Source organism: Burkholderia sp. L-4 (genome assembly GCF_056856535.1).
This window is the reverse complement of the sequence record NZ_JBXEOX010000001.1, coordinates 926791-950493: the sequence shown is the minus strand read 5'-3', so window position 1 is coordinate 950493 and position 23703 is coordinate 926791. Positions and strand designations below refer to the sequence as shown.

The following is a 23703-nucleotide window of genomic DNA, read 5'->3' as shown; positions in this document are numbered from 1 at the left end:
CGGCGGCCGTCACGACGCAGCACGCGCGCTTATACCGACTTAACATCCCGCCCGTAATTGTCTTCAAAGCGCACGATGTCATCCTCGCTCAAATAAGCACCCGACTGAACCTCGATCAGTTCGAGCGGGATCTTTCCCGGGTTCTCCAGCCGATGCTTCGCACCCAGCGGGATATAGGTCGACTGATTCTCCGTCAGCAGCAGCTCGCGCCCATCGTTCGTCACTCGCGCTGTGCCGCGCACAACAATCCAGTGTTCGGCGCGATGATGATGCATCTGCAAACTCAGAGATGACCCGGGGTTCACGATGATTCGCTTCACCTGAAATCGCTCGCCCTGATCGATGCTTTCATAAGTGCCCCATGGGCGCACGACCTTGCGATGCGTCACGGACTCGTGCCGCCCCGACGCGTTAAGGCGCTCGACGATCGCTTTCACGTGCTCCGCCTGGCTGCGGTGAGCAACCAGTACCGCGTCCGCCGTCTCAACGACGATCGTATCTTTCAGCCCAAGGGCGGCCACCATCCGGTGGTCTGCCCGGATGTAGCTGTCCGATACGTCCTCCGCGATCACATCACCCGACAACGAATTGCCGTCCGCATCTTTCTCCGTGATGTCGGCGAGTGCAGACCATGAGCCAATATCACTCCAGCCCATGCCCGACGCAACGACCATTGCTGCACGGTCGGTTTTTTCCATGACGGCATAATCGATGGATATATCGGGACACAAGGCAAACGCTTGCGCGTCCAATCGTATGAAATCCTCATCGCGCCGGGCTTGTGCGACTGCTTGTTCGATGTGCGCCAGTACCGCCGGAGCATAACGGGACAGATCTTCCAGGTAGGTCGATGCCTTGAGCATGAACATGCCGCTATTCCAGTAGTACCCGCCCTCGTCCACGAAGTGTCCCGCCGTTTCAGCGTCGGGCTTCTCCGTGAATCCATCGACGCGGCGCGCTCCACCGAAACCGTCCAGCACCGCGCCGCTACGGATATAGCCGTAGCCGGTATGAGGGCTCGTCGGCTCGATTCCGAAAGTCACGAGATAGCCTTCTCGTGCGATATCGGCTGCAGTCGACGCCAGATCAGAAAACATGGCGGTGTCGAGGATGACGTGATCGGATGGCAAGACCATCAGCAATGCATCCGACGATCGCTCGACAGCAATCAACGCGGCTGCGGCAACCGCGGGCGCCGTATTGCGCTTCATCGGCTCCAGAACGATGGCCTCCGGTTCGACACCGATGCCCTGCAACTGATCTGCGACCAGAAAGCGCTGATCCTGGTTTGCGACGACAATCGGCACGGCCACGCCCGCGAGGCCGGCCAGCCGCCGTACCGTTTGCTGGACGAGTGTGTGCTCCCCCGTCAGCCTCAAGTACTGCTTCGGATATCCGCCGCGCGACATGGGCCACAAGCGGGTGCCACTACCCCCGCACAAAACGACAGGAAAGATGTTCACGTCAACTCCATTCTCTCTGGTGCTTCCTCAATGATCTGTTCGACAGTTCACTTCGTGCACCATCGCCACCGGTTTCCGCAAGACACCTAAGCAAGCGGAGCCACCCTGGGGGGCCAGGCTAGGCTGAAATCCTCACGATCGAGGGTCAGGTTGGGGCTATAACAGGGGTCATCCAGCAACATCTTGCCCCAACGCTGCGTCATATGCGCGGTTTCGCGGTGGAAGCGCTGCTGGTTGGCGGTATCAGTTTCCGGGCCGCGCGTCGCAGATTCATGGTGATATAGCTCCGCAAACGGCGTCCATACGTTCCGGTAGCCAGCCTCGCGAACGCGCAAACAGAAATCGACATCGTTGTAGGCCACGGCCAGATTTTTTTCGTCCAGTCCGCCGACCTCCTGGTAAATCGACCTGCGCACCAGCAGGCAGGCAGCCGTCACCGCCGAGAATCCGCTGACGAGAGCAGCCCGCCCGAAATACCCGCGCGTCGTCCTTGGAACGTGCTTGTGTGCATTGCCAGCGACGCCGAGGATGCCCAACACAAGACCCGCATGCTGCACGGTATCGTTCGGATACAACAATTTTGCACCGACCGCGCCCACTCCGGCCTGCATCGCCAAACCAGCCATGTCGGACAACCAGTCCGGAGAAATGACTTCGACGTCGTTGTTGAGCAAACAGACGAATTCGCCGTTGGCCGACGCCACCGCGGCGTTGTTCAGCGCCGAATAGTTGAACGGCCGATCATCCCTCAAGACCCGAATTCTGGGGTCCTCAACGAGAGACTCGAAATATTGCAACGCTTCCGCGTCATCCGAACCGTTGTCAACGATCAGGATTTCGTAATTTTCGTATGTCGTGCGTACGAGAATGCTATCGATGCATTGGCGCATCAGGTGCACTGCATTACGGGTCGGAATGATCAGCGTAATGAGCGGCAACTGCGCCGGCAGCGCATGCCGAACACGATAGCCATATCCGATGTATTCGGCGTGTGCTGCAACATTCAGCCTCCCGAAATGCTCGTTGATGGACTTTTCGCCGACCATCGCTGCGTAGGGCTTGGCTTCTACGCCGCTCGACGTGCTGGTCGTATGGATACGCCAGTGATACAGCACGCGGGGAATATGACAAATGGCCTTCGCGTCGACACGCTCGATGCAACGCAGCGCGAGATCGTAGTCCTGCGACCCTTCGTAGCCGATGCGAAATCCGCCGACCTCATCCAGCAATGCTTTCTCGTAGACCCCGAGGTGGCTGAACATGTTCTGCGAATGGAACAGATCCGGATTCCACTGACATTTGAAGTACGGGTCCCTACGTTTGCCACGTTCGTCGATCTTGTCCTCGTCCGAATAAATCAGACGGATGGACGGATTTCTCTCGATCGTATCCGCCACACAGTAGAGTGCATGCTCCGGGAGAAGATCGTCGTGATCCAGCAACGCAACCCACTTCCCGGTTGCCAGACCGAGCGCGCTGTTCGATGCCGCGGAAATATGGCCGTTCGTTTCGCGGAATACCACTTTGATCCGCGAGTCCACTGCTGCATAACGCTCGAGCAGCGCACGAATCGCCGGATCCGGTGATTGGTCGTCAGCGATGCACAGTTCCCAATTCGGATAGAGCTGGCCGCGCACCGATTCAATCGCTTCCGCCAGCCACTCGAGACGGGGGTTGTAGACGGGCATCACGACCGAAATCAGGGGTGCCGCTACAAACTCACTGATGCGACGCCCGATCGCCGCACGCATGGCGTCGTCGATCCGATCATGACGACTGATCCAGTTCGCATAATCCTCAGGATCGATCGCGCCGGGCGCACCGGCCATCATCCACGTGAGCTTGCGCTTGACCCCGCCGAAACCTTCACGGCGATAGACGGCATAACCCTGGCGCAACATGGCGCCAATGTTCCTGCCACCGGTGATCCGCCCTACGAGCGAACTGACTTTTGACAATGTCATCTGAATAACGGCGAGACTCAGGCTACCGCCGCCTCGTACTGCGACACAACGTCATCCGCCGGACCGAACGCGCGAACCCGGCCGCGCTCCATCCAGAGCGCTTTGTTGCAGACCTTACGGATTTCGCTGTTCGAATGCATGGCCAGGACGACGATCTCGGCACGACTATGCAGATCAGCCAGGCGCGCCTCCGCCTTGTGCATGAAAGACGCGTCGCCAACGCCCATCACTTCGTCGAGCAACAGGATCTCCGCATCAACCGCAGTAGACACGGCGAAGGCGAGTCGAACCCGCATGCCGCTTGAATAGGTACGAATCGGTAGATCGAGGTAGTCACCGAGTTCGCAGAACTCCGCGATATCCTGCTGCTTCTTCCGGATTTCTGCGTCGGACATTCCAAGCAGCAGTCCCCTCAAACGGATATTCTGCATGCCGGTGGAGTTTTCATCCATGCCGAGGCTGATATCCAGCAACGGTACGGCCTTGCCGCTGCGCGACACGGTGCCGGCTGTCGGCGGATAGATCCCCGCCATCACACGCAGCAGCGTCGACTTTCCCGCACCGTTGTGCCCGATCAGCCCGATGCGATCACCACGCTCGAAGCGGACGTTGACGTCGTCAAGCGCGCGCACCACGATCACGCCGTCACTGTCCTCCGCAATACGATTGCGTCGTCCCATACGCATGACCTGCTTCTTCAGCGAGCGTCCCTGCACGTCATAGATCGGCAAATCGAGCGTTACGTTCTTCAAATCGATATAGGCCATGACGTGCTCCTCAAACCCAGTACGGGATACGTTTCACATAACGACCGGTCAGCCACAACGCGACAATCCAGCCTACTGCGGCCATACCGGCCGTCACCCCCCACGTCAGTGCACTCGGTGCCTGCCCGATCAGCGGACCACGCACGACATCGATCAAATAGGCGAGCGGATTCCACTCGACGATGAAGGTATAGCGGTTCAATGCGTTCGGACGAAAGATGATCGGCGTCACATAGAACGCAACCTGTAGCAATGCCGAGATGATCTGGGGAAGATCGCGAAAGCGTGCGGACAGCAAGCCGACCGTCATCGCAATCCAGAGAATGTTCAGGATGTACAGCAACAGGCCGGGAATGAACAACGGCAGAGTTTCCCAGCTCTTCACGCCAAACACCGCCAGGAGCACAACGATGATCACCGCGTTGTGAGTCATTACGATCAGGTTGCGCCACACCACCTGCAGCATGTAGATCAGCTTCGGCGTCGCCATTTGCCTGATGTATGACGCACTGTTGATGTACGCAACGCTACCGTCCTGAATCGTCTGCGAAAGCAGCCCCCACATCACAAGACTCGCTGCCAGGAACGGCAGATACGCGTGCATGTCCTGACCGAAGAGCGTACCGTAGACGACGCCCAACGACCCGATCATGACGCCCATGCTGATCGTCAACCAGAACGGGCCGACCCGTGAGCGCGCATAGCGCTGCCGGATTTCCAGCCAGCCGAGCAGCGTCCATAACCGCCAGGACACGATGCTTTGTTTGAGGTCTGTAATTGCGACAGTGAGCATGCGATTCTTCAATAATTAAATAGTTAGACGACAAATTCTGGAATCTGCCGTAATCGATGGATTACAGCTCCCCCGAGCGTCCGGACAATCCGTGCCAGATTCCAAGAAGCGAAAGTCGCAGGTGCGCCATTCGAGGCTGCATGAACAACGCGTAGATCGCCAACCGGACCGGCATCTTGACCAGTTCGGTCGACTTCCAGCTCCACGGCACATAGGAACGGCGGATCAACGCGATTGCATTGCGGAACAGATAGTAGTGCCGAACCGCGCTGTGCCCCGGGTAGCTCCGCCCGAAGAATCTCACCGGTTCACCACCCAGTTCATGCTTCAACCGCAACGCGGGCGCCCCAAGTACCGAATAGCCTTTCGCGCGAGCGCGGACACACCATTCGAGATCGACGAAGTCGATGAACAACGAGTCGTCCATCGGACCGATGTCGCGCCACACATCGAGATTCACGCACGACCCCGACGTGATCAGAAAGTCGACTTCGACCGGCTGCACACCCTCCGGCTGAACCCGGCGCAGCTTCACGTACCCGAATCGAACGAACGGCGCGACACCGCCCAGCCGTGCGTCCTCGTACGCGGGGCCAACGAGTGCCACGCGACGATTGCGCATGCGCTCGGTCGCCATTGTCCGAGGCAGTTCGATCAGCAGTTCGTCCGATGGCTCGCTATCCTGATCGAACAGCAATACCGACGTACAGTTCGCCGCAGCCAGGCGTTCGATGCCCTGGTTGAGCGCAGTCGCGATCCCAAGATTGGCACCGTTCGCGACATAGTCGATACGCGCGTCGAGCCCGAGCACGCCCGGCGCACTGATGCTCTCCGTGTTGTCCACCACCACGCAGGGCCATACTTGGGCGAGCCGATTCGCGCGAGCCACGCAACCGCTATCTGGTCGATAGAACACGATGACGACACCGGCCCGCTCCTGAACCGCGGAATTCTGATTCAAGTTACTCACTCAGGCACAGCTTCAATGCATCGGCCCAGTCCGGCAGCCGCAGCCCGAATGCTTCGGTCAGCTTGTCGTGCGACAGTCGCGAATTGGACGGACGCTTGGCGGGAACCGGGTAGTCGCTCGCCGGAATCGGCAACACCTTCGGCGCACGCTCGCCCATCGCGTGGGCGAAGATTGCCTCGGCAAACCCGTGCCACGACGTCGCGCCTGCCGACGTGAAGTGATAAACGCCGGAACGCTGCGCCCACCAGTCCGCGTCATCGGCCGCCAACGCCTGCGTGACGATGTGCGAGGTCGCGGTGGCGATCGTCTTCGACCACGTCGGCGCGCCAACCTGATCCGCGACGACGCGCAGTTCCGGACGCTCGCTGCCGAGCTTCAGCATCGTCAGCAGGAAGTTCTTGCCGCGACGGCCGTACACCCAGCTCGTCCGCAGAATCAAGTGCGCGCAACCCGTCGCCGCGATGGCCTGCTCGCCCTCAAGCTTGGTCAGCCCGTACACGTTCTGCGGATTGGTCGCATCCGTTTCGACGTAGGCACCGTCTTTGGTCCCGTCGAACACGTAGTCGGTCGAATAATGAACCAGCGCTGCGCCGAGACGCGCCGCCTCCTCCGCAAAAGCGCGCGGAACTTCGGCATTCAGCCGGCGCGCGGCGTCAACGTCCGTCTCGGCCTTGTCGACCGCCGTATACGCGGCCGGATTCACGATGATCGACGGCTTCAGCCCGCGTACGACACTGCGTACCCGATCGAGATCGGACAGGTCGAGCATCGAGCGGTCGCACGCCACCACACGGCCGAGGCCTTGCAGCGAGCGCAGCAGTTCGAACCCGACCTGGCCATTCACACCCGTCACGAGGATCGTCGGCTCTGGAGTCACACCCACCTCACGCATAAACTTCGGCTTCGCTCAAACGCTTGCCGGCTGCGTCCTTCGCCGCCAGCAGCGGCTCGAAATCGATCGGCCACTCGATCCCGATCTCCGGGTCGTTCCACACGATGCTGCGCTCGTGTTCCGGAAACCAGTAGTCGGTCGTCTTGTAGAGGAACTGCGCGGCCTCCGACAGCACGACGAAGCCGTGTGCGAAACCGGGCGGCACCCACAGCTGCCGATGGTTGTCGTTCGACAGGACAACCCCTACCCACTTGCCGAAGTTCGGCGAATCCTTGCGAATGTCGACGGCCACGTCGAACACTTCGCCCTCGACCACGCGAACGAGCTTGCCCTGCGCGTGCTGGATCTGATAGTGCAGCCCGCGCAGCACGCCCTTCGACGAGCGCGAGTGGTTGTCCTGCACGAATTCGACGCCAGGTGCGACCTGCTCGGCGAATTCCTTCCCGTTGAAGCTTTCGTAGAAGAACCCGCGCGCGTCGCCGAACACCTTCGGCTCGATGATCTTGACTTCGGGCAGCGCCGTCGCCGTTACTTGGATGGCCATGCGACTTGATCCGTGAGAATGTTCTTGAGGTACTGACCGTATGCGTTCTTAGCCAGCGGCTGCGCCAGCTTCAGCACTTGCTCCGCATCGATCCAGTCGCGGCGATAGGCGATTTCTTCCGGACATGCGACGACGAGACCCTGCCGCTTCTGCAACGTCGCGATGAAGCTGGCCGCCTCGATCAGCGAATCGTGCGTGCCGGTATCGAGCCACGCATAACCGCGCCCCATGATCTCGACGTTCAGCGCACCGCTGTCGAGATAGCGCGAGTTGACGTCGGTAATTTCCAACTCGCCGCGCGGCGATGGCTTGATGTCGGCCGCGATGTCGCATACGCGGTTGTCGTAGAAATACAGGCCCGTCACTGCGTAGTTCGAACGCGGCTTCGCCGGCTTTTCCTCGATCGACAGCGCACGGAACGACTTGTCGAATTCGACGACGCCGTAACGCTCCGGGTCATGCACGTGATACGCAAACACGGTCGCGCCAGTTTCCTGTGCATGCGCGCGCTCCAGCTGCTTCGCCAGATCGTGCCCGTAGAAGATGTTGTCGCCGAGAATCAGCGCGGACGGATCGTTGCCGACGAACGCCTTGCCGATGATGAACGCCTGCGCGAGACCGTCGGGCGACGGCTGCACCGCGTACTGGATGTTCATCCCCCACTGGCTGCCGTCGCCGAGCATCGCTTCAAAGCGCGGCGTGTCCTGCGGCGTGGAGATGATCAATACGTCGCGAATGCCCGCGATCATCAACGTCGACAGCGGGTAGTAGATCATCGGCTTGTCGTACACCGGCAGCAGCTGCTTGGAGACGACGTGCGTGATCGGATACAGCCGCGTGCCGGAACCGCCGGCGAGAATGATGCCTTTACGTGCCATCGCTTCTCTCCTCAGTTGCGTTTCGCGTAGTTCGTTTCGACCCACTTGCGGTACTCGCCCGATGCGACCTCGTCGACCCAGACCTGATTGTCGAGATACCAGTCGACCGTCTTCGCCAGGCCAGTCTCGAACGTTTCCGCGGGCTTCCAGCCGAGCTCGCGTTCGAGCTTGCGCGCATCGATCGCGTAGCGGCGATCGTGGCCGGGCCGGTCCGTCACATAGGTGATCTGGTCGCGGTACGAACCCGCTGCCTTCGGGCGCGCCTTGTCGAGCAGGTCGCACAGCGTATGCACGACTTCGAGGTTCTTCTTCTCGTTCCAGCCGCCGACGTTGTACGTCTCGCCGGGCACACCGCGCGCGAGCACTTCGCGAATCGCGCTGCAGTGATCGCCGACGTACAGCCAGTCGCGCACGTTCTTGCCGTCGCCATACACTGGCAGCGGCTTGCCCGCGAGCGCGTTCGCGATCATCAGCGGAATCAGCTTCTCGGGGAACTGATACGGGCCGTAGTTGTTCGAACAGTTCGTCGTCAGCACCGGCAGGCCGTACGTATGATGGTAGGCACGCACCAGGTGGTCGGAACCCGCCTTCGTCGCCGAATACGGGCTGTTCGGCGCGTACGGCGTCGTTTCGGAGAATTGCGGGTCGGTGGCCGACAGCGAACCGAACACCTCGTCGGTCGACACGTGCAGGAAGCGGAACGCCGCCTTGTCCGCGTCGTTCAGGCCGTTCCAGTACTGGCGGGTCGCCTCGAGCAGAGTGAACGTGCCGACGACGTTGGTCTGCACGAAGTCCGCGGGGCCGTGGATCGAGCGATCGACGTGGCTTTCCGCGGCGAAGTGCAGTACCGCACGGGGCTTGTGCTCGGCGAGGAGCGCATCGAGTGCGTCACGGTCGCAGATGTCGACGCGCGCAAACACGTGCTTCGGGTTCCCGTCCAGCGACTGCAGCGTGCGCAGGTTCCCTGCGTACGTCAGCTTGTCAACGTTGAGCACGGCTTCGTCGGATGCGCGCAGCCAGTCGAGTACAAAATTGGCACCGATAAAACCCGCGCCGCCCGTAACCAGGATCATGAGGCTCCCTCAAATAATGTGCGGCAGGCGTCATCAAACGCCCGCCACATCGGATTCGCAAATGCTGGTAACTTGGGATTGCTACCGTCAGACCGGGAATTTTAACCGGTCGACATGGCCTCCAAAGTCATGAAATGCTAATTTTGTTCGGGAAAGCGACAATTATAGAGAGCCGTCACCTGCAAAAGCCATGCCGCTAACAACTTGATACAGCGCTTCGAACCTCGTCCCAGCATGAAATTTCTTGCCAAATCAACCCGTTCTCGCGGAACAAAAATTGTACAACCCTGCGTTGAATGGATGATTTTTCCCACGTTATCGGTACTCGCAACATCCGCCGCCCCATGACCCTCCCCCCCATCGCCATCGGAGACATCCAAGGCTGTCATTCCGCTTTCCAGTCGCTGCTCGACAAGCTTTCGCCTCCCGCCGACACCCCGCTGTGGATAGCCGGCGACGTCGTCAACCGCGGGCCCGGCTCGCTTGCCGCGCTACGTGCGGTCGTGGACCTCGGCCCGCGCGCGACCGTCGTGCTCGGCAATCACGACCTCCACCTGCTCGCGGTCTCCGCCGGGCTGCGCACCGAGCGCCCGGGCGACACGATCGGCGAGATCCTCGACGCGCCGGATGCCGATGCGCTGCTCGACTGGGTCCGCCACCGCCCGTTCGTCCATGCGGAGGACGGAATGCTGCTCGCGCATGCGGGCGTACTGCCGCAATGGGACACCACGCTCGCGCTCGAACTCGCGGACGAACTGCAGCGCGCGCTGCGCGCGCCCGACTGGCGCGACACGCTGCAAGGCCTGTACGGCAACGAGCCGAATCAATGGAGTCCGAACCTGAAGAAGCGGGACCGGATGCGCGTCGCCTTCAACGCGTTCACGCGCGTACGCTTCTGCACGCCCGACGGCGCGATGGAATTCAAGGCGAACGGCGGCCCGGACAGCGCGCCGCCCGGCTACCTGCCGTGGTTCGACGTACCAGGGCGCCGCACGGAGGACGTGACGGTCGTGTTCGGGCACTGGGCCGCGCTTGGCCTGATGCTGCGCGACAACGTCGTCGCGCTCGATTCGGGATGCGTATGGGGGAACCAGTTGTCGGCCGTACGGCTGACCGCCGACCCGGCACGGCGCACGGTCACGCAGGTGCAGTGCGAAGCATGCGGCACGCCGGGCGAATGAGCGCCGACCATCGCACAATACGCCGGAAACTTTCCGGAACCGCACCTCGACTTCGCGCGGTAAATTCCGGAAAGTACGCGCCATGCGCATTCCAAGGACCCCAAGGACACCGATGAGCAGCCTGCCGCCCGACTTTTCCGCCGAAGCCTATCTGCTGTTGCATCCCGACGTACGCGCTGCGGGCGTGGACCCGGCGCAGCACTATCTCGAACACGGCAAACGCGAAGGCCGCCCATACCTGCCAGCAACGTCCATCCACCGGGAAGCACTGCCGGGCGAACCCGGATTCCAGCCGTTGCCGCTGATTGTCATTTCGTACAACCGGGGGGCCATGCTTCGACGCGTCATCGCGTCGTACCGGCGGCAGCGCGTGCCGGTGGAGATTGCCGTCCACGATAACGGCAGCGGTGATCCGGAAACACTGCGCGTGCTCGACGAGCTTGAGCACGATGGAATCCGCGTGTTCAAACGAGCAGCAATTTCGACTGTCACCGAACTAAATCTCGTCGATGAAACCGTGTCGGCGATGTTTTCGTCGCGAAAGTCAGGTCCGTACATCGTGACGGACTGCGACATCGACCTAGCCACATCGAGCCCTGACGCCATCACTGTCTATCTCGAGTTGCTGAATGCGTTTCCGGACATCGAATGTGCCGGGCCGATGCTGAAAATCGATGACATTCGCAAGAGCTATCCACTGTTCGGGCGCGTGATGAACCGCCATATCAGCCAGTTCTGGCACCAACGCCCCGAAATCGGCACGATCGGCGGTCGGGAGATCGCATACCTGCGTGCGCCGATCGACACGACCTTTGCCGTACATCGCTCCGCGCAGCCGTTCCGGCGCCTGAAATCAGGCATGCGCGTGTACACACCGTTCGATGGTCGCCATCTCGACTGGTATCCGCACGAGCAGCAGAACAACGACCGTCCTGCGTCGGACGTCTACCAGCGGGCGTCATCACCGGAGATTTCTCACTGGGACAATCAAGCGTACCTGAGCGCATATTCGTCCGAACAACCGGAATACGACGACTATGTCGTCGTCAGGCAGCATGCGTCCGGCGCCCTCGAAATCGATACGCAGCACATCGCCAACCATCCCGACTGAGCACCCGCAGCAACGGCACACCACCCGTGCGAACTCATCAACCCTCGCGCCCCGGCACCGGCTCATCGGCCGCCGCATCGGCTGCCGCCCCGCCACCGACCTCGGTCGCCGGATACGCATGCTTCTGCAACTCCGCGAGCGCCTCGGCCGACGGCTTGCCGACCGTCTCCTGCAACGTCGCCAGCGCGGCCGCGATCGCATCGCGCGCCGCCGCGGACGTCGCCCGCCGGTCGCCGCCCGGCGCAATCGGATCGCACACGTACAGATGCGCGACGAGCGGCCCGCCACGCAGCACCATGTCGAGTGACTTGCCGAGCGACAGGTCGCCCGTGTAGGCCGGCGCGACCGACTGACGCCCTTGCGCATCCTCGTACATCAGACAGATCGGCTGCACCGCGCAGCCGGCCGATACCGCGGCCTGGAACAGGTTCGCATGGAACGGCAGCAGCGCCTGGCCGTCGGACGTCGTCCCTTCCGGAAACACGCACATCACACCGCCGTTGCGCAACCGTTCCGCCATCTCGTGCATCACCCGCATTGCCTCGGTGCGCTTCTCGCGCTGCAGAAACACGGTGTCGAGCTTCTCGGCCAACCAACCGACCACCGGCCACTGCCGCACCTCGGCCTTCGACACGAACGGCGTCGGCCGCCACGCGTTGACGGTGTAGATGTCGAGCCACGACACATGGTTGCCGACGACGAGCGCACCCGCGTCGAGGCGCGCCGCGTCGTTGTGGACGACGACGCGCATCCCGCAGATCCGCAGCATCTTGACCGACCAGCGACGTATCAGCTCGGCGCGACGCGCGGGCGTGACATGCGAAAAACGCAGCGCGACGATCGCCATGCCGCGCAACAGGTGAAAAACGAGACGCAGCTTGCGAAAGGCGGTCATGGCGAGGATCCGGCGTGGTTCAGTGGCGCTCGAATGCGACCTGCCCGGACACGAGCGTCGCGCGCACGGTGGCCGGCAGTTCGTAGCCGAGGAACGGCGAGTTGTGGCCCTGGCTCTTCAGCGCGCGCGGTTCGACGCGCCAGTGCGCGCGCGGATCGAACACGCACAGATCGGCCGCGCCGCCTTCGGCAAGGCGACCTGCCGGCAGCTGCAGCACGTCGGCCGGCGCGGACGTGATGCGGCGCAGCGCCTGCGCAAGCGGCGTACGCGTCTCGTCCGCCCACTTCAGCGTCAGCGACAGCAGCAGCTCGAGGCCCGTCGCGCCAGGCGTCGCTTCGCCGAACGGCAGCAGCTTCTCGTCGTCGTCGACCGGCGTGTGGTCGGAGCAGATCGCATCGATCGTGCCGTCGGCGAGCGCCACACGGATCGCCTCGCGGTCGCGCTCGCCGCGCAGCGGCGGATCGAGCCGGAACTGCGAGTCGAAGTAGCCGATGTCGACGTCGATCAGATGCAGATGGTTCACGCCGACGTCGCAGGTCACGGGCAGACCTTCCGCCTTCGCCGCGCGCACGAGCGCGAGGCCGGCCGCGGACGACAGCCGCGCGAGGTGCACGCGCGCGCCCGTCACGCGCATCAGTTCGAAGATCGTGTGCAGCGCGATCGTCTCCGCCGCGACCGGCACGCCGGACAACCCGAGCCGCGACGCGAGTGCGCCGCTCGCGGCCACGCCGCCGCGGCCGATGAACGCGTCGAGCGGACGCAGCCACGTCGTGTAGCCGTAGGTGCTCGCGTACTGCAGCGCGCGCAGCAGCACCTGCGTGTCGCGCACCGGCACGTTCGCATGCGTGAAGCCGACGCAGCCGGACTCGGTCAGCGCGACCATCTCGGTGATCACTTCACCCTTGAGGCCGACGGTCAGCGCGCCCAGCGGGTGCACGTTCGCCTGGTGCAGGTTGCGCGCGCGGAACTTGAGCATCTCGACGAGGCCCGGCTCGTCGAGCACGGGGTCGGTATCCGGCGGGCACACGAGCGTCGTGACGCCGCCGGCGACGGCCGCGGCCATCTCGGACGCGAGCGTCGCCTTGTGTTCGTAGCCGGGCTCGCGCAGCCGCGCGCACAAGTCGACGAGGCCGGGCGCGACGATCAGGCCCGACGCGTCGATGGTCTTCGCGGCGTTGAAATCGGCCGGCGCCTTGCCGTCCTCGGCGATCGCGACGATCTTGCCGGCCGCGACGAATACATCGGCCTGCCGCTCGGTGCCGGCGACCGGATCGATCAGCGTGCCGCCTTTGATATGAATCTTCATGCGCTGTCAGTGAATGCGTTGATTGCGTGAATAAGGAGGCGCGAAAGCGGGCTCAGTCGCTGTTGCCGGCAACGATGCCCATCACCGCCATCCGCACGGCGATGCCGAACGTGACCTGGTTGAGGATCACCGACTGCGGGCCGTCGGCGACCTGCGAATCGATCTCGACGCCGCGGTTCATCGGGCCCGGGTGCATCACGATCGCGTCGGGCGCGGCGAGCGCGAGGCGCTCGGGCGTCAGGCCCCACGTCTTGAAGTACTCCTGCGCGGACGGCAGCAGCGCGCCGCTCATCCGTTCGTTCTGCAGGCGCAGCATGATGATCACGTCGACGCCCTTCAGCCCTTCGTCGAGGTTGTGGAACACCTTCACGCCCATCTGCTCGAGCCCGCCCGGCAGCAGCGTGCGCGGCCCGATCGCGCGCACTTCCGGCACGCCGAGCGTGGTGAGCGCATGGATGTCGGAGCGCGCGACGCGCGAATGCAGGATGTCGCCGACGATCGCCACGCGCAGCTTCGTGAAGTCGCGCTTGTAGTGACGGATCGTGTACATGTCGAGCAGGCCCTGCGTCGGGTGCGCGTGGCGGCCGTCGCCGGCATTGATCACGTGCACGTGCGGCGCGCAGTGCTCGGCGATCAGGTACGGTGCGCCGCTCGACGCATGGCGCACGACGAACAGATCGGCATGCATCGCCGACAGGTTGTTGATCGTGTCGAGCAGCGATTCGCCCTTGCTCGTCGACGACGCGTTGATGTTCAGGTTCAGCACGTCGGCCGACAGGCGCGTCGCGGCGATCTCGAAGGTCGTGCGCGTGCGCGTCGAGTTCTCGAAGAACAGGTTGAAGACGGACTTGCCGCGCAGGAGCGGCACCTTCTTCACTTCCCGGTCCGTCACGCTGACGAACTGCTCGGCCGTATCGAGGATATGGTTGACGATCGAGCGCGGCAGGCCCTCGATCGACAGCAGGTGCTTCAGCTCGCCGTTTTTCGTGAGCTGCGGGTTGCCCTTCAGGAACCCGTAGCGGAACCGGTCGGGGCTCGCGGCCGCGGCGGGATTGCCGGTGCGGCCAGTGGTGTCGGTGGTCATGGTGTGCGTGATTCCAACTATGCAAACGGGCCGCGGTGCAAACCAGCGGCCCGGGATACGGTTCGCGTGTCGTTCAGGCGCCGTGCGGGTCGACGCGCAGCGTGAACCGCGCGTCGTCGCGCGCGAGCACGAGCGTCGCGCCGGCCGGCACGTCGAGCGTGCCGCCCGCGAAGCGTGCGGCGACCGGCAGTTCGCGGCCGCCGCGATCGGCCAGCACCGCCAGCTCAACTGCGGCCGGACGGCCGTAGTCGAACAGCTCGTTGAGCGCCGCGCGCACGGTGCGCCCGGTGTACAGCACGTCGTCGACGAGCACGATGCGCGCGCCGTCGATCTCGAACGGCAGCGATGTCGGGCTGGCCTGGCTGTGGAGCCCCTTCTTCGCGTAGTCGTCGCGATGCAGCGCGACGTTCACGACGCCGAAGGCCGGCGCGCCGAGATCGCGTGCGAGACGCTCGGCCAGCCATGCGCCGCCGCTGTGAATGCCGGCGAGCCGCGGGCCGCCCGGTTCGGCGAACGCCGTGCCGTACGCGGCGCGGATCTGGTCGAGCAGGACGCGGTAAAGCGCCTCGGCATCAATGGTGCTCATGATCGGACAATTGATCGAGATACTGTTGAAGAATGACGCGAGCGGCCTCGGCATCGAGCATCTCCGCGCGGGCGCGGCCGCGCACGTTGCGCTCGCGCAGCCCGGCCTCGGCCTCGACCGACGAATAACGCTCGTCGACCCACGTGACGGGCAGCCCGAAGCGGCCGTTCAGCTGGTTGCCGAAGCGCTTCGCCTGCTGCGTCATGTCGTGCGGCGTGCCGTCCGGATGCATCGGCAGGCCGACGACGAGCGCGTCCGGCCGCCATTCGGCCAGCAGGTCGCCGACCGCCTTGAAACGGTGTTCGCGATTCAGGTTCTGGATCACGACGAGTGCACGGGCCGAGCGCGTCAGCGCGTTGCCGACCGCGACGCCGATCCGTTTTTCGCCGTAGTCGAACGCCAGGAGCGTCGCATCGCGCGCGCTCGCGCCGCTCATGCGTGCCCTGCTTCGCCGGACAACATCGACGAGCTGACGCCGAGCAGGCCGAGGGCGGCTTCGAAGCGCTCTTCGGCCGGCGTGTCGAACACGATGCGCGGATCGGCGGCCACGGTCAGCCAGCCGTTGCGGGAAATTTCTTCCTCGAGCTGCCCCGCGCCCCAGCCGGCATGGCCGAGCGTCAGCAGGAAGCGTTTCGGGCCGGTGCCCGTCGCGACCGCCTCGAGCACGTCCTTCGACGTCGTCATCTCCAGCCCGCCGTCGACGGACATCGACGAGTTGTAGTTCGCGCCCTCGACCGGCTCGTGCAGCACGAAGCCGCGCTCGGTCTGGACCGGGCCGCCGAAGTACACGGGAATGTGCAGCAGCGGCTCGATGTCGAGCTTCAGGTCGATACGGTTGAACAGCGATTCGAGATCGATGTCGGTAGGACGATTGATGACGAGGCCGAGCGCACCGCGCTCGCTGTGATCGCAAAGATAGACCACCGTCCCCGAGAACGTCGGATCGGCCATGTTGGGCATGGCGATCAGGAACTGGTTGGTGAGATTGATGCGATCGGAAGGCTTTGACATGGTTTGAATTTTAGCAAAGACGCCGCGACCTGACCGGGCCGCGATCAACAAGCAACGCCGCGCCACGCTGGCAACGACGCGCGCGGATCACACGGCACTCTAACACGCGCGCGGGTGCTGTCGGCAGCGTGTTGCAGGCCCGCGCGACAAGGGGCGCCGCCATCTGCCCGTCCCCTCGTTCGTCAGGTCCGGCCGAGCGCCGTGCCGAGCGCGCCGGATGCCGCGGTGAGGTCCGGCGGCGCGACGCCGGCCGCGATCTTCAGCAGCGCCGCGCGCAGCATGTCGGACGCGTGGCCGTGCGCGTCGAGGCCGCCGTCCGCGAGCGGCATGCCGTGGGCGGCACGGCGCCATGCGAGGCCGAGCGTATCGGCCAGCAGTGCCGCGTGGCCGAGCCCGAGCGCGCACGCGGCCGTCCCGACCCGGTAGGCGGCGCCGGACGCGTGCCAGGCGGCGCCTGCGTCGGCTCTGGCCGGGTCGGCGGCGAGGTCGGCCATCGACGCATCGGCCGTCTGCAGGAAATCCTCGTACGCATGCGCGTTGACGGTCACGACGCCGAGCGCGCGGGTCGGCGCGACGGCGACCGCATCGTGCTCGGCCCGCGCGGCATCGGCTTCCCACAACGCCTCGGACGCCGGCGTGCCGGCGACGTGCCAGTCGACCGTCAGCCCGTAGTCGTGCAGCACCTCGACGAGCGCGACGTCCTCGGCCGCGGCGCCGAACAGCGCGAAATCGCGCCACAGCAGCGCCACCGTCTCGCGCACGAGCTCGGGCGGCGCGCTGCGCCGGCCCCGCACCTGTTCGGCGAGCAGCAGGTTGGTCCGCGCGAGAAAGCGTTTCAGCTCGGGCGCGCCGCTTGCGCGCAGCGCGCGCAGGCACGCGTTCGCGAGCCGCCAGAAATCGTACGGCCCGTCGTCGGCGAGCGCGACCTGCATCGCATCGAGTTCGTCCAGCGCCGCGTCGGGCGCGCCGCGCTCTGCGCGCAGCAGCCCGAGCAGCGCCTGCTCGTAGCGGGCGCGAAACCGGGCCGCTAACGCGTCGGGCAGCGCGCGCAACGTGGCCGGCGGCACCGCGCGGCCGACCAGCGCGAGCGCGTCGGGCGGCGCGCTGGCACGCAGGTCGGCGGCGCTTTGCGCGCGCAGTGCACGGAAATGGTCGAGGAGAACGGGCGAGCACGCGAGCTCGCGCAGGTTGTGACGCCCGACGGCCGCGCGGAAGTCGCGCAGCGCGCCACGCCAGCCGGCCGACGTCGGCTCGGCGGCGACCAGCGGCGCGGCGGCCGCCAGTTGCCCGGCGAACCGCGCGGCCGGCAGCCAGCCGGCTTCCGCCAGCACCGCCGCGGCGGCGGACAGCGGCGCAGCCGCATCGTCGTGCCGCCCGAATGCGTCGGCGGCCGCCGCAAGCCATGCGTCGGCCGCGCGCACGGCCCCGCCGCGCGGGTTGGGCAGTGCGTCAGGGTGGGGAACGTTCGCCGGATCGGACGTCATGGACACGCGCGCCTGTCATCGTCAAGTCGCTCGCCCGAACCGCGGCGCGCGAGCGCCGGGCCGATGCGAGGCCGGAGCGGAGTGTCCGTGGGCCAGCGGTCCGATCAGATCTGGACCATCTCGAAGTCTTCCTTGCGAGCGCCGCATTCGGGGCACGTCCAGTTGATCGGGACGTCTTCCCAGCGCGTGCCCGGGGCAATGCCCTCTTCCGGCAGCCCGGCTTCTTCGTCGTAAATCCAGCCACAAATCAGGCACATCCAGCTCTTGTATTCCATCTTAGCCGCGTCGGGAAAAGTCGGTAAATTCGGGAGCCATGATGGTACCGTGTCGGGGCCGGACTGCCTAGCAATCGCGCTGGAGGACGGCGACTACGTTGCGCTGCGCTAAAAAATCCGTCGTGCGGGCCGGATTCCACCGCATAATGGCTGAAAAGTGCGGCCTGCCGGGCAACACAGGGCCGAAAACGGCCACTCGCCTCGCGGTCCGCATCTCCGTCGCTTTCCGTTTTTCTCTTGCCCCATTTTTACATGTCCAGCAACGCCCCTCCGATCGTCCTCACCTTCGGCCTGTCCGATCCCACCGGCGGCTCCGGCCTCCAAGCCGATCTGATGACCCTGGCGAGCATGGGCTGTCACGGCGTGTCCGTCCTGACGGGCTACACCGTGCGCGACTCCGCCGCCTGCGACGAAGTGACCGGCCTCGACCCCGAAGTCGTCGCCGCCCAGGCGCGCATGCTGCTCGAGGACATGCCGGTCGCCGCGTTCAAGATCGGCGCGGCGACGCGCGCGGAAGTCGTCAGTGCGATCGCCGAGGTCGTCGCCGACTACGACGGCGTGCCGCTCGTGCTCGCGCCGGATTTCACGCTCGACGACGAGCACGTGCTCGCGGCCGACGACCTGCGCGAGTCGATCGCCGACCTGCTGGCGCCGCAAACCACGCTGCTGGTCGCCGATCACGCCACGCTGATCGCGCTCGCGCAGCCGGACGGCGACGCCGAGGCGCCGAATCTCGACGCCGCCGTGTCGCACCTGCTGTCGCAGGGCTGCGAGTACATCCTGTCGTCGGAGACGGGCTCGCACCGGCTCGTCAACACGCTGTACGGCGAGGAAGGCCAGCTTCGCGAGGACATGTGGGATCGCTCGCCGCACCGGCTGATGGGCATCACCGATACGCTCGGCGCGGCCATCGCGGCGCTGCTCGCGAACGGCCAGGAACCACCCGAAGCGGTGCGCGAGGCGCAGGAGTACCTGTACCAGGCCGTGCGCGACGCGTTCCGGCCCGGCATGGGCGCCTACCTGCCCGACCGGTTCTTCTGGGCGCGCAGCAATGAAGAATCGGATACGCCGCCGGCCGTGAAGGCCGATCCGGTATCGCGGACGTCGCACCGGCATTGACGCGGGCACGGCGGGCATGCCCCGCCGTCGCACCTGCCGCGCCGCTGCGGGCACAACACTTCCGGCCGCCCCGCACGCACATCAAGATCCTCGCACCAATAAAAAAAGACCCGCATCGCTGCGGGTCTTTTCTTTTGGCTGGAACGCGCATCGCTGCGCGTTCCGGACACCATCGACCGAGGTCGATTACATGTCCATGCCCATGCCGCCCATGCCGCCCGGCATGCCGCCCGGCATCGGTGCGTCTTCCTTCGGCAGTTCTGCGACAGCTGCGTCCGTCGTCAGCAGCAGGCCAGCAACCGACGCTGCGTTCTGCAGTGCGGTGCGCGTGACCTTGGTCGGGTCGACGACACCGGCTTCAACCATGTCGACGTACTCGCCCGTTGCTGCGTTGTAGCCGTAGTTGCCCGTACCTGCAGCAACGGCCGCCACCACGACGCTGGCTTCTTCGCCGCCGTTCGTGACGATCTGGCGCAGCGGCTCTTCCATCGCGCGCAGCACGATCTTGATGCCGGCGTTCTGGTCGGCGTTCGCGCCGGTCAGGCCTGCGATCGCGGTGCGAGCGCGGATCAGCGCAACGCCGCCACCTGCCACGATGCCTTCTTCCACAGCTGCGCGCGTTGCGTGCAGTGCGTCTTCGACACGTGCCTTCTTTTCCTTCATTTCGACTTCGGTCGCAGCACCGACCTTGATCACTGCAACACCGCCGGCCAGCTTGGCCACGCGCTCTTGCAGCTTTTCACGGTCGTAGTCCGACGTCGCTTCTTCGATTTGCGCGCGCACTTGCTTCACGCGTGCTTCGATGTTCACGGCTTCGCCTGCGCCGTCGATGATCGTCGTGTTTTCCTTGCCCACTTCGATGCGCTTCGCCTGGCCCAGTTCTGCCAGCGTTGCCTTCTCGAGCGTCAGGCCGGTTTCTTCGGCGATCACCTGGCCGCCCGTCAGGATCGCGATGTCTTCCAGCATCGCCTTGCGACGATCGCCGAAGCCAGGCGCCTTGACCGCAACGGTCTTCAGGATGCCGCGGATGTTGTTCACGACCAGCGTTGCGAGCGCTTCGCCTTCGATGTCTTCGGCGATGATCAGCAGCGGACGGCCAGCCTTCGCGACTTGCTCGAGCACCGGCAGCAGATCACGGATGTTCGACACCTTCTTGTCGTGCAGCAGCACGAACGGGTTGTCGAGGACGGCGACTTGCTTTTCCGGGTTGTTGATGAAGTACGGCGACAGGTAGCCGCGGTCGAATTGCATGCCTTCGACGACGTCGAGTTCGTCAGCCAGCGACTTGCCGTCTTCGACGGTGATGACGCCTTCCTTGCCGACCTTGTCCATCGCTTCAGCGATGCGATCGCCGATCGACGTGTCGCTGTTCGCCGAGATCGAGCCGACCTGTGCGATTTCCTTGTTCGTCGTGCACGGCTTGCTGATCTTCTTCAGCTCGTCGACAGCCGCTGCGACTGCCTTGTCGATACCGCGCTTCAGGTCCATCGGGTTCATGCCCGATGCGACGTACTTCATGCCTTCGCGAACGATCGATTGCGCGAGGACGGTTGCCGTCGTCGTGCCGTCGCCTGCGTTGTCGCTGGTCTTGGAAGCGACTTCCTTGACCATTTGCGCGCCCATGTTCTGGAGCTTGTCCTTCAGCTCGATTTCCTTCGCGACCGACACACCGTCCTTGGTGACCGTCGGGCCGCCGAAGCTGCGCTCGAGCACCACGTTGCGGCCCTTCGGACCCAGCGTGACCTTGACTGCGTTGGCGAGAATGTTCACGCCTTCGACCATCTTCGAACGGGCGGAATCGCCGAATACGACGTCTTTAGCTGCCATCTTCTAACTCCTTGAATTCTTGGGAATATGTACCGTCGGAGGACGCTTACTTCGCGTTGACCACGGCCATGATGTCTTCTTCGCGCATGACCAGCAGTTCCTGGCCGTCGACCTTCACGGTCTGGCCTGCGTACTTGCCGAACAGGACGCGATCGCCGACCTTCACGTCGAGCGCGATCGGTGCGCCCTTGTCGTCGCGCTTGCCCGGGCCGATGGCCAGGACTTCGCCCTGGTCCGGCTTTTCAGCAGCGGCGTCGGGGATGACGATGCCCGAGGCGGTCTTGGTTTCCTGATCCAGGCGCTTGACGATCACGCGATCGTGCAAAGGACGAAGGTTCATATTCACTCCTCTCTTGACTGAGATTGAAGAACGCTTAGGGAATCTGCCCGGCTTGTCGCCCGGCAGAGAATTGTTAGCACTCTCGTGCAGCGAGTGCTAATTATATGGACGGGTTTTGACAAATTCAAGAAGGGAAACCGGACGAATTTTCAACGCGGCACGGAAGCGGGGAAAACACCCGAAAATCACGAAAAATCCTTTTAAAACAAAACCCTGACCCACGCTACCCGGCTTGGCGAGCGAGTCCGCGCGGCCCGCGAATCGCATCCAGCCCCGTTTGGACACCGGGTAAGCACGGAGTTCCTGCGACCGGCGACATCGCATCGAAAAACCCGCGCAGGCGCCGATTCCGTCCGCCACAACGCGCCCGGTGCCCCGTCCCGCCCCCCCAGCCGGCGATCCATCGCTCCGCATCGAAGCATTCATTTTCATTACGCCGATATTTACGTTTTTTCTTTCGGAAAACACCCGTCGGCCCCCATCCGTAAGCCCTCCCATTACATTCAGTAATTTAGATGCGAATCATTCTCGTTTACATTGACATTCCCATTCGACACTCCTACGATGCGCCGCGTTGCGCTCTTCTTCATGCCCTGGCCGATCGGTGCCGAGCGTCGGGACAGCGACCGACAAGCAGGACTCCAAACCAATTAGAACCAGGAATTTGATATGAAGGTTGCGTCGTTCCATGGAGACCGCGTCCGCACCCGGATGCGCCCCGCCGCCTGTGCGGCCGTCCTCGCGTGCGCATCGTTCGCGAGCGGCGCTGCGTTCGCCACCGCGTCGGTCGACGCGCAGCCCGAAGCGCCCGAGGCCGACCTCGCGATCCAGGCGAAGCCGGCCGGCATGTGGACCGGCATCTGGACGCGCCAGAGCCTGCTCGGCGACATGGGCGGCATCCGCCCGTGGCTCGGCAAGTACGGCGCGACGCTGCAGATCACCGAAACCAGCGAATACCTCGCGAACCTGCGCGGCGGCCTGAACCGCGGCGGCACGTATGACGGGCTGACGACCGCGACGCTGACGGTCGATACGCAAAAGGCGATCGGCCTGCCCGGCGGCACCTTCAACGTCAGCGCGCTGCAGATCCACGGCAGCAACCTGAGCGCGCGCAATCTCGGCACGCTCAACACCGCGAGCGGCATCGAGGCGCAGGACACGACGCGCCTGTGGGAACTCTGGTACCAGCAATCGTTCCTCGACAAGCGCGTCGACGTGAAGATCGGCCAGCAGAGCCTGGACCAGGAGTTCATGGTCAGCACGTATGCGAACACGTTCGTCAATACGATGTTCGGCTGGCCCGCGCTGCCGTCGTACGATCTGCCGAACGGCGGCCCCGCGTATCCGCTCGCGGGCCTCGGCGTACGCGTGCGCGCACAGCTCACGCCGAAACTCACCGCGCTCGCGGGCGTGTTCGACGGCGATCCGCTCGGCAACAACCCGGGCAACCTGAGCGGCACGAACTTCAACCTGCACAACGGCACGCTCTATATCGGCGAGCTGCAGTACGCGCTGAACCAGCCGTCCGACGGCGAAATGGACACCGGCCATTCGAACGGACTGCCGGGTACCTACAAGATCGGCCTGTGGTATCACAACGGCCGCTTCGCGGACCAGAACGCCGGCACCGACGGTCTGTCGCTCGCCGATCCCGCATCGAACGGCAACGCGCGGCAGCACCACGGCGACTACAGCTTCTACGCGGTGGCCGACCAGATGATCTGGCGTCCCGACCCCACCGGCGCGAAAAGCCTCGGGGTGTTCGCGCGCGTGATGGGCGCGCCGGGCGACCGCAACCTCGTGAGCTTCGCGGCGAACGCGGGCATCGTGCTGAAGGCGCCGTTCGACGGTCGCGACAACGACAGCGTCGGCCTCGCCGTCACGTACATCCGGGTCGGCAGCCACGTGACCGACCTCGACCAGGCCGCGCGCAACTTTGCAGCCGGCCCGTACGGCGTGCGCACCCGCGAGACGACCGTCGAGGCGACCTACCAGTATCAGGTCAACCCGTGGTGGGTGATCGCGGCCGATGCGCAGTACACGTTCAACGCCGGCGCGGGCCAGAACCCGGGCGACGCGACCCAGCCGCTGCGCAACACGTTCGTGCTCGGCGCACGCACGACGATCACGTTCTGACCGC

General features: G+C 64.3%; 23 protein-coding genes. 4 read left to right on the top strand and 19 right to left on the bottom strand.

Annotation, left to right across the window (positions count from 1 at the left end; translation table 11 throughout):
* Positions 1-29: 29 nt before the first annotated feature.
* The 9 genes from AC1VVG_RS04410 to rfbB form a co-directional block, all read right to left on the bottom strand.
* The gene (locus AC1VVG_RS04410; RefSeq protein WP_482835299.1) at positions 30-1463 is read right to left on the bottom strand and encodes a mannose-1-phosphate guanylyltransferase/mannose-6-phosphate isomerase; all 1434 of its coding nucleotides are present in this window, start codon (positions 1461-1463) and stop codon (positions 30-32) included.
* Between the two features lie 86 nt (positions 1464-1549).
* Positions 1550-3427 carry a glycosyltransferase family 2 protein gene (locus tag AC1VVG_RS04405; RefSeq protein WP_482835298.1) on the bottom strand — a complete coding sequence of 626 codons (1878 nt, stop codon included), beginning with the start codon at positions 3425-3427 and terminating at the stop codon, positions 1550-1552.
* Positions 3428-3444: 17 nt separating this feature from the next.
* Positions 3445-4194: an ABC transporter ATP-binding protein gene (locus AC1VVG_RS04400; RefSeq protein WP_301940767.1), complete on the bottom strand. Its 750-nt coding sequence runs from the start codon at positions 4192-4194 to the stop codon at positions 3445-3447.
* Between the two features lie 10 nt (positions 4195-4204).
* On the bottom strand, positions 4205-4987 hold the full coding sequence (locus tag AC1VVG_RS04395; RefSeq protein ID WP_301940766.1) for an ABC transporter permease: 783 nt from the start codon (positions 4985-4987) through the stop codon (positions 4205-4207).
* A 61-nt stretch (positions 4988-5048) separates the two neighbouring features.
* Positions 5049-5948, bottom strand: a complete 900-nt coding sequence (locus AC1VVG_RS04390) for a glycosyltransferase family 2 protein (RefSeq protein ID WP_482835297.1) — start codon at positions 5946-5948, stop codon at positions 5049-5051.
* 1 nt (position 5949) lies between these two features.
* Positions 5950-6849 carry a dTDP-4-dehydrorhamnose reductase gene (rfbD, locus tag AC1VVG_RS04385; protein WP_059557227.1) on the bottom strand — a complete coding sequence of 300 codons (900 nt, stop codon included), beginning with the start codon at positions 6847-6849 and terminating at the stop codon, positions 5950-5952.
* Positions 6842-7393: a dTDP-4-dehydrorhamnose 3,5-epimerase gene (gene rfbC / locus AC1VVG_RS04380; protein WP_011544743.1), complete on the bottom strand. Its 552-nt coding sequence runs from the start codon at positions 7391-7393 to the stop codon at positions 6842-6844. Before rfbC ends, rfbD begins: the two co-directional genes overlap by 8 nt.
* On the bottom strand, positions 7378-8271 hold the full coding sequence (rfbA, locus tag AC1VVG_RS04375) for a glucose-1-phosphate thymidylyltransferase RfbA (protein ID WP_059557228.1): 894 nt from the start codon (positions 8269-8271) through the stop codon (positions 7378-7380). The genes rfbC and rfbA overlap by 16 nt, the downstream gene beginning before the upstream one ends.
* An 11-nt stretch (positions 8272-8282) precedes the next feature.
* Positions 8283-9344, bottom strand: coding sequence for a dTDP-glucose 4,6-dehydratase (gene rfbB, locus AC1VVG_RS04370; RefSeq protein ID WP_482835296.1), 1062 nt, complete (start codon positions 9342-9344; stop codon positions 8283-8285).
* Positions 9345-9688: 344 nt separating this feature from the next.
* Here rfbB and AC1VVG_RS04365 point away from each other — a divergent pair, with 344 nt between their 5' ends.
* Complete coding sequence (locus AC1VVG_RS04365; protein WP_482835295.1) at positions 9689-10525, top strand: symmetrical bis(5'-nucleosyl)-tetraphosphatase; 837 nt, start codon at positions 9689-9691, stop codon at positions 10523-10525.
* Positions 10526-10637: 112 nt separating this feature from the next.
* Complete coding sequence (locus AC1VVG_RS04360) at positions 10638-11636, top strand: glycosyltransferase family 2 protein (RefSeq protein ID WP_482835294.1); 999 nt, start codon at positions 10638-10640, stop codon at positions 11634-11636.
* A gap of 37 nt (positions 11637-11673) precedes the next feature.
* Here the strand turns inward: AC1VVG_RS04360 and AC1VVG_RS04355 are convergent, their stop codons facing one another.
* The 8 genes from AC1VVG_RS04355 to AC1VVG_RS04320 form a co-directional block, all read right to left on the bottom strand.
* Positions 11674-12531, bottom strand: coding sequence for a lysophospholipid acyltransferase family protein (locus AC1VVG_RS04355; RefSeq protein WP_226227300.1), 858 nt, complete (start codon positions 12529-12531; stop codon positions 11674-11676).
* Between the two features lie 19 nt (positions 12532-12550).
* Positions 12551-13837: a dihydroorotase gene (locus AC1VVG_RS04350; RefSeq protein ID WP_034187264.1), complete on the bottom strand. Its 1287-nt coding sequence runs from the start codon at positions 13835-13837 to the stop codon at positions 12551-12553.
* 52 nt (positions 13838-13889) lie between these two features.
* On the bottom strand, positions 13890-14921 hold the full coding sequence (locus AC1VVG_RS04345) for an aspartate carbamoyltransferase catalytic subunit (RefSeq protein WP_006476735.1): 1032 nt from the start codon (positions 14919-14921) through the stop codon (positions 13890-13892).
* 73 nt (positions 14922-14994) lie between these two features.
* Complete coding sequence (gene pyrR / locus AC1VVG_RS04340) at positions 14995-15507, bottom strand: bifunctional pyr operon transcriptional regulator/uracil phosphoribosyltransferase PyrR (protein ID WP_034187263.1); 513 nt, start codon at positions 15505-15507, stop codon at positions 14995-14997.
* The gene (gene ruvX, locus AC1VVG_RS04335; protein ID WP_011351144.1) at positions 15494-15943 is read right to left on the bottom strand and encodes a Holliday junction resolvase RuvX; all 450 of its coding nucleotides are present in this window, start codon (positions 15941-15943) and stop codon (positions 15494-15496) included. The genes pyrR and ruvX overlap by 14 nt, the downstream gene beginning before the upstream one ends.
* Positions 15940-16518, bottom strand: a complete 579-nt coding sequence (locus AC1VVG_RS04330) for a YqgE/AlgH family protein (RefSeq protein ID WP_034187262.1) — start codon at positions 16516-16518, stop codon at positions 15940-15942. The genes ruvX and AC1VVG_RS04330 overlap by 4 nt, the downstream gene beginning before the upstream one ends.
* A gap of 182 nt (positions 16519-16700) precedes the next feature.
* Positions 16701-18002, bottom strand: a complete 1302-nt coding sequence (locus AC1VVG_RS04325) for a hypothetical protein (RefSeq protein ID WP_124669245.1) — start codon at positions 18000-18002, stop codon at positions 16701-16703.
* Positions 18003-18106: 104 nt separating this feature from the next.
* Positions 18107-18277: a rubredoxin gene (locus AC1VVG_RS04320; RefSeq protein ID WP_004186709.1), complete on the bottom strand. Its 171-nt coding sequence runs from the start codon at positions 18275-18277 to the stop codon at positions 18107-18109.
* Positions 18278-18529: 252 nt separating this feature from the next.
* Between AC1VVG_RS04320 and AC1VVG_RS04315 the strand changes: the two genes are divergently transcribed.
* Positions 18530-19396 (top strand): hydroxymethylpyrimidine/phosphomethylpyrimidine kinase, encoded by an 867-nt coding sequence (locus AC1VVG_RS04315; RefSeq protein WP_034187260.1) that lies wholly within the window; start codon positions 18530-18532, stop codon positions 19394-19396.
* 186 nt (positions 19397-19582) lie between these two features.
* Here the strand turns inward: AC1VVG_RS04315 and groL are convergent, their stop codons facing one another.
* The gene (gene groL / locus AC1VVG_RS04310) at positions 19583-21223 is read right to left on the bottom strand and encodes a chaperonin GroEL (RefSeq protein ID WP_021163332.1); all 1641 of its coding nucleotides are present in this window, start codon (positions 21221-21223) and stop codon (positions 19583-19585) included.
* 46 nt (positions 21224-21269) lie between these two features.
* Positions 21270-21563, bottom strand: a complete 294-nt coding sequence (gene groES, locus AC1VVG_RS04305) for a co-chaperone GroES (protein ID WP_004186661.1) — start codon at positions 21561-21563, stop codon at positions 21270-21272.
* 669 nt (positions 21564-22232) lie between these two features.
* Between groES and AC1VVG_RS04300 the strand changes: the two genes are divergently transcribed.
* Positions 22233-23699, top strand: coding sequence for a carbohydrate porin (locus AC1VVG_RS04300; RefSeq protein WP_482835293.1), 1467 nt, complete (start codon positions 22233-22235; stop codon positions 23697-23699).
* Positions 23700-23703 lie beyond the last annotated feature (4 nt).

What these genes read in the sequence shown, in the direction of transcription:
- rfbC (WP_011544743.1), bottom strand. Translation starts at nt 7,393, where the DNA reads ATGGCCATCCAAGTAACGGCGACGGCGCTGCCCGAAGTCAAGATCATC.
- AC1VVG_RS04405 (WP_482835298.1), bottom strand. Translation starts at nt 3,427, where the DNA reads ATGACATTGTCAAAAGTCAGTTCGCTCGTAGGGCGGATCACCGGTGGC.
- AC1VVG_RS04365 (WP_482835295.1), top strand. Translation starts at nt 9,689, where the DNA reads ATGACCCTCCCCCCCATCGCCATCGGAGACATCCAAGGCTGTCATTCC.
- rfbD (WP_059557227.1), bottom strand. Translation starts at nt 6,849, where the DNA reads ATGCGTGAGGTGGGTGTGACTCCAGAGCCGACGATCCTCGTGACGGGT.
- AC1VVG_RS04345 (WP_006476735.1), bottom strand. Translation starts at nt 14,921, where the DNA reads ATGACCACCGACACCACTGGCCGCACCGGCAATCCCGCCGCGGCCGCG.
- rfbB (WP_482835296.1), bottom strand. Translation starts at nt 9,344, where the DNA reads ATGATCCTGGTTACGGGCGGCGCGGGTTTTATCGGTGCCAATTTTGTA.
- AC1VVG_RS04300 (WP_482835293.1), top strand. Translation starts at nt 22,233, where the DNA reads ATGAAGGTTGCGTCGTTCCATGGAGACCGCGTCCGCACCCGGATGCGC.
- AC1VVG_RS04360 (WP_482835294.1), top strand. Translation starts at nt 10,638, where the DNA reads ATGAGCAGCCTGCCGCCCGACTTTTCCGCCGAAGCCTATCTGCTGTTG.
- AC1VVG_RS04355 (WP_226227300.1), bottom strand. Translation starts at nt 12,531, where the DNA reads ATGACCGCCTTTCGCAAGCTGCGTCTCGTTTTTCACCTGTTGCGCGGC.
- AC1VVG_RS04325 (WP_124669245.1), bottom strand. Translation starts at nt 18,002, where the DNA reads ATGACGTCCGATCCGGCGAACGTTCCCCACCCTGACGCACTGCCCAAC.
- AC1VVG_RS04330 (WP_034187262.1), bottom strand. Translation starts at nt 16,518, where the DNA reads ATGTCAAAGCCTTCCGATCGCATCAATCTCACCAACCAGTTCCTGATC.
- pyrR (WP_034187263.1), bottom strand. Translation starts at nt 15,507, where the DNA reads ATGAGCACCATTGATGCCGAGGCGCTTTACCGCGTCCTGCTCGACCAG.
- AC1VVG_RS04320 (WP_004186709.1), bottom strand. Translation starts at nt 18,277, where the DNA reads ATGGAATACAAGAGCTGGATGTGCCTGATTTGTGGCTGGATTTACGAC.
- AC1VVG_RS04315 (WP_034187260.1), top strand. Translation starts at nt 18,530, where the DNA reads ATGTCCAGCAACGCCCCTCCGATCGTCCTCACCTTCGGCCTGTCCGAT.
- ruvX (WP_011351144.1), bottom strand. Translation starts at nt 15,943, where the DNA reads ATGAGCGGCGCGAGCGCGCGCGATGCGACGCTCCTGGCGTTCGACTAC.
- AC1VVG_RS04395 (WP_301940766.1), bottom strand. Translation starts at nt 4,987, where the DNA reads ATGCTCACTGTCGCAATTACAGACCTCAAACAAAGCATCGTGTCCTGG.
- AC1VVG_RS04350 (WP_034187264.1), bottom strand. Translation starts at nt 13,837, where the DNA reads ATGAAGATTCATATCAAAGGCGGCACGCTGATCGATCCGGTCGCCGGC.
- rfbA (WP_059557228.1), bottom strand. Translation starts at nt 8,271, where the DNA reads ATGGCACGTAAAGGCATCATTCTCGCCGGCGGTTCCGGCACGCGGCTG.
- AC1VVG_RS04400 (WP_301940767.1), bottom strand. Translation starts at nt 4,194, where the DNA reads ATGGCCTATATCGATTTGAAGAACGTAACGCTCGATTTGCCGATCTAT.
- groES (WP_004186661.1), bottom strand. Translation starts at nt 21,563, where the DNA reads ATGAACCTTCGTCCTTTGCACGATCGCGTGATCGTCAAGCGCCTGGAT.
- groL (WP_021163332.1), bottom strand. Translation starts at nt 21,223, where the DNA reads ATGGCAGCTAAAGACGTCGTATTCGGCGATTCCGCCCGTTCGAAGATG.